Annotated in this window: 1 pseudogene; it reads right to left on the bottom strand. The window is 37.7% G+C overall.

The annotated features are described in order from the left end of the window. Window positions 1–1099, bottom strand: a pseudogene (locus tag ACVC2P_RS10855) (hypothetical protein); the annotation flags it as partial.

Raw genomic sequence — 1099 nt, 5'->3', positions numbered from 1 at the left:
CAAAAGAAACAACTCCTGTTGCGTTTACAACTTGAGAGTTTCCTTGATTGTCTGATACGGTAAGTGATGTTGCTGTTCCTAAATCTGTAATATCTGTTTCTACAAAAAACTGTGGTCCATTTATACAGTCTGAAACAACTGTGTAAGTTGCTGTAGGGTTTGTACATGTCGAGCATACTACTGTAACATCTAAAGGAGTATATCCATTAGTATCACAACTTCCAGATCCGTCTGCGTTTATAGATAGTGTTAAGCTATCTCCTGAAGATTGATAAGTAATACCTGATAAATCACCACCATTTCCATAAGGTGTTGCAGCATTTAAATCTGTTCCTGTTGCTACATCTGTAATGATTAATTCATCCCAGTTGTTTTCTACCGTTCCTGAATTGATTGTTATCGTTAATGCTGATCCATCTGTACTTGTAAATGTAAAGACATTTGAGTCATTAGCTGTATAACAGTAATTTAAGGTTTGTGCTCCTACGGCACAGTCTACAGAAAAATCTGTTTGTACTGTTGTTGTAAAGTTTAAAGGACCTACCCAGTCGCTATATGTACCTCCGCCACAATCTGATCTTACATAAACTTCATAGTCTGTAGAGTAGTCTAATGCTGTTGCATTAACTGTGTTTGTAGCTATCATTGTTCCGTTACCAGCTGGTACACCTGTTCCTGGTGCTTGTAAAACATATTCCCAAGCAGTTATTGTTCCTGCATCCCAAGTAATGTCTGCTGTTGTTCCTCCTATATTATTAGCTGCTAAAGCTGTTGGCACATCACATAATGAGTTAATAACAGCAATATTGTCTATCATCCAGTACCATGCCCAAGTATCTCCATCGTTATAAATAAAACGAATTTGCATGTTTGCATTAGAATAGGCAGTAATGTCAATGTGTTGTTGATTTGGTGTTGCAAAAGAACCTGTTGTAGCTGTTTGATTTAATACTTCTACCCAATTCGTTCCATCGTACACTTCTACAATACCACTATCTGACCCTCCAGATCTGTAAAACTGATCGAAGTCTAGGAATAGACCAACGGCTCCAGTGGTATCAAAAACTGGTGAGGTTAGCGTTTCTATTAATTGTGTACC

This window comes from Pontimicrobium sp. MEBiC01747 (assembly GCF_053601635.1).
The sequence above is the reverse complement of the archived record's forward strand: the minus strand, read 5'-3'. Positions and strand labels throughout refer to the sequence as shown.